Genomic DNA, 2771 nt, shown 5'->3' on the forward strand with positions numbered 1-2771 from the left:
GGTTCCTGGGGACCGATGATTCACGGCCACGGCCATCCGGAAGTGCTGGCGGCGGTGCATGCGCAGGTGAACAAGGGTCTTGGTTTTGGTGCACCTACTGCCATCGAGGTGGAAATGGCGGAGCTGGTCTGCGCGCTGGTGCCGGGCATCGAGTCAGTGCGCATGACTTCCAGCGGCACCGAGGCGGTGATGACCGCCATTCGCCTGGCGCGCGGCTACACCGGGCGCGACAAGATCCTCAAGTTTGAGGGTAATTACCACGGCCACAGCGACAGTCTGCTGGTCAAGGCCGGTTCCGGGGCGCTGACCCTTGGCCAGCCTTCCAGCGCGGGGGTTCCGCGCGAGGTGAGTCAGAATACCCTGGTGCTGCCGTATAACGACCTCCCCGCGGTGGAGGAAATGATGGCGCGCTTCGGCTTTGATGTCGCGACCATCATTGTTGAGCCGGTGGCCGGCAATATGGGTTGCGTGCCGCCGGAGCCAGGCTTTCTGGAAGGGCTGCGCGCCGTTTGTGATCAATACGGGTGCGTACTGATTTTTGACGAAGTGATGACCGGATTCCGGGTGGCCGTGGGCGGGGCGCAGGCACTCTACGGGGTGCGGCCTGATCTGACCACGCTGGGCAAGATCATCGGCGGTGGTTTGCCGGTGGGTGCCGTCGGTGGTCCGCGGGAAATGATGGAATATCTGGCACCCACCGGGCCGGTGTATCAGGCGGGGACACTGTCCGGTAATCCGGTGGCCATGGCCGCCGGCCTTACGACCTTGCGGCTGCTGACGGTGCCCGGTTTCCATGAGCGCCTGGCGGCGCAGACGGCAGTGCTCTGCAAGGGCTTGGCCGAGCGGGCGGAAGCCGCGGGCGTACCCATGCAGATCAATCAGGTGCCGGCCATGTTCGGCTGGTTCTTCGCGGAACGGCCGGTGCGCGGTTTTGATGCGGTGATGGCCGCCGACAGTAAACGCTACGCCCGCTTTTTCCATGGCCTGTTGGCGCGCGGGGTGTATCTCGCCCCCAGTGCCTATGAGGCGGGTTTCCTCTCGGCGGCCCACGGCGACGCCGAGATCGCGGCCACCCTGGATGCCGCTGAAGCTGTTTTGGCCACCCTCAAGGAGGACGCATGAGCACCCTGTTTACCCGCATTATCAACGGCGAAGTTCCGGCGCAGAAAGTGCTGGAAGATGATCGTTATCTGGCCTTTCTCGACATTCGCCCGGTGCGGCCGGGGCACACCCTGGTTATCCCCAAGATCGAGCATGATTATATTTTCACGCTGGATGACGAGACCCTGGCCGGGCTCCTGCCCTTTGCCAGGCGCGTAGTGCCCGCGCTGGAGCAGGTCACCGGCTGCAAGCGGGTCGGGGTCATGGTGGCGGGGCTGGAAGTACCGCATGCCCATGTGCACCTGATTCCCATGAATGCCATCCCCGACCTGAATTTTGCCAATGCCAAAGATACACCGGCGGCGGAGTTGGCGGCAATGGGGGATAAGATACGCGCGGCGTTGCGGGGCTAAGCGTCTGTTAAAAATGTCCTGGAGGGGGCTGTGGCTACCTTTATCGGCCTTGTGCACGATATGCGCGAGCGGTGGGGCGCTGGCCGCCGCTAAGGATTGTCCGGCTCCCGTCGACATCAATCACGCCGATGTGGCCCAGTTGCGTTGTCTGCACGGTATTGGCGAAAAACGCGCCGCCGCGATGGTCGCTTTCCGGGAGGCGCACGGCCCCTTTCCCGGCCCGGCCTCCCTTGCTGCGGTTGTTGGTCCCAAGATGGCGCAGCGACTGCGCGAGAGGGTGGTGGTGACCCCCATTTCGCGCTGAGTTTTGCCGAATCGCCCTTGACAGGAAAAACCGCGCTGTTAAGGTGAATAGCCTATTCTTCTCCCGATCATCCTTAGAGCCGCCGACCAGATATGCCGCACCATCTTCGCATTGGTACCCGTGCCAGCCCGCTGGCCGTCTGGCAGGCAGAGCATGTCCGCGCCGCCCTGTTGCGGCATCATCCGGGAATGACGGTCGAAATCATCACCATGACCACCAGCGGCGACATTCTTTTGGATGCGCCCCTGCATGCGCTGGGCGGTAAAGGCCTCTTCGTCAAGGAAGTCGAGGATGCCCTGCAGCAGCAGCGGGTGGACATTGCCGTGCACTCCATGAAGGATGTGCCTGCACAACAGCCTGAAGGTCTGGAGATGGTCGCCATCATGGCCCGGGAAGATGTCCGGGATGCCTTCGTCAGCAATGCCTTTCTACACCCTGATGCCCTGCCGGAGGGCGCTCGGGTAGGAAGTTCCAGCCTGCGGCGGCGGGCGCAATTACTGGAGCGCTACCCCCATCTGCGGGTCGATGACTTGCGCGGCAATGTCGCTACGCGCCTGCGCAAGCTGGATGAGGGCCATTATGAGGCGATCATCCTCGCCGCCGCGGGCCTTAAACGCCTGGGTTTGCCGGATCGTATCACCCATCTGCTGGACATCGACTGCTCTCTACCTGCCGTGGGGCAAGGGGCCATAGGCATTGAGGCGCGCAGCGACGACCGGCGGACCCGGGAACTGCTGGCTCCTCTGGCCGATGCCGATACCCACGACTGCGTGCTGGCAGAGCGCAGTATGAATCGGGTGCTGGGCGGGGATTGCCGGCTGCCGGTGGCAGCGCTGGCCCAATGGCAGGGGCCGCAGATGCTCCTGCGTGGGCTGGTCGCCACCCCGGATGGCCGCCGGGTGCTCCATGCCGAGGCGAAGGGCAGCGACCCTGTTGCCCTCGGCATGGCCGTC

At 63.9% G+C, this 2771-nt stretch carries 4 protein-coding genes; all 4 read left to right on the top strand.

Annotated elements, in window-relative coordinates; genetic code table 11:
- Positions 1–1122, top strand: a 1122-nt coding sequence (gene hemL / locus AC2VNK_RS02445; RefSeq protein WP_486882678.1) for a glutamate-1-semialdehyde 2,1-aminomutase, incomplete at its 5' end; no start/stop codon positions are given.
- Positions 1119–1514, top strand: a complete 396-nt coding sequence (locus AC2VNK_RS02450) for an HIT family protein (protein WP_486882679.1) — start codon at positions 1119–1121, stop codon at positions 1512–1514. The genes hemL and AC2VNK_RS02450, both read left to right, overlap by 4 nt.
- 13 nt (positions 1515–1527) lie before the next feature.
- The gene (locus AC2VNK_RS02455) at positions 1528–1818 is read left to right on the top strand and encodes a ComEA family DNA-binding protein (RefSeq protein WP_291520422.1); all 291 of its coding nucleotides are present in this window, start codon (positions 1528–1530) and stop codon (positions 1816–1818) included.
- 92 nt (positions 1819–1910) lie between these two features.
- Positions 1911–2771 (top strand): hydroxymethylbilane synthase (hemC, locus tag AC2VNK_RS02460; protein ID WP_486882680.1); only part of this gene is annotated, 861 nt, incomplete at its 3' end.

The organism is Acidithiobacillus sp. TH-A35, assembly GCF_057473505.1.

Excerpts from the sequence above, each read along its gene's own strand:
- AC2VNK_RS02450 (WP_486882679.1), top strand. The coding sequence starts at position 1,119 with ATGAGCACCCTGTTTACCCGCATTATCAACGGCGAAGTTCCGGCGCAG.
- AC2VNK_RS02455 (WP_291520422.1), top strand. The coding sequence starts at position 1,528 with ATGTCCTGGAGGGGGCTGTGGCTACCTTTATCGGCCTTGTGCACGATA.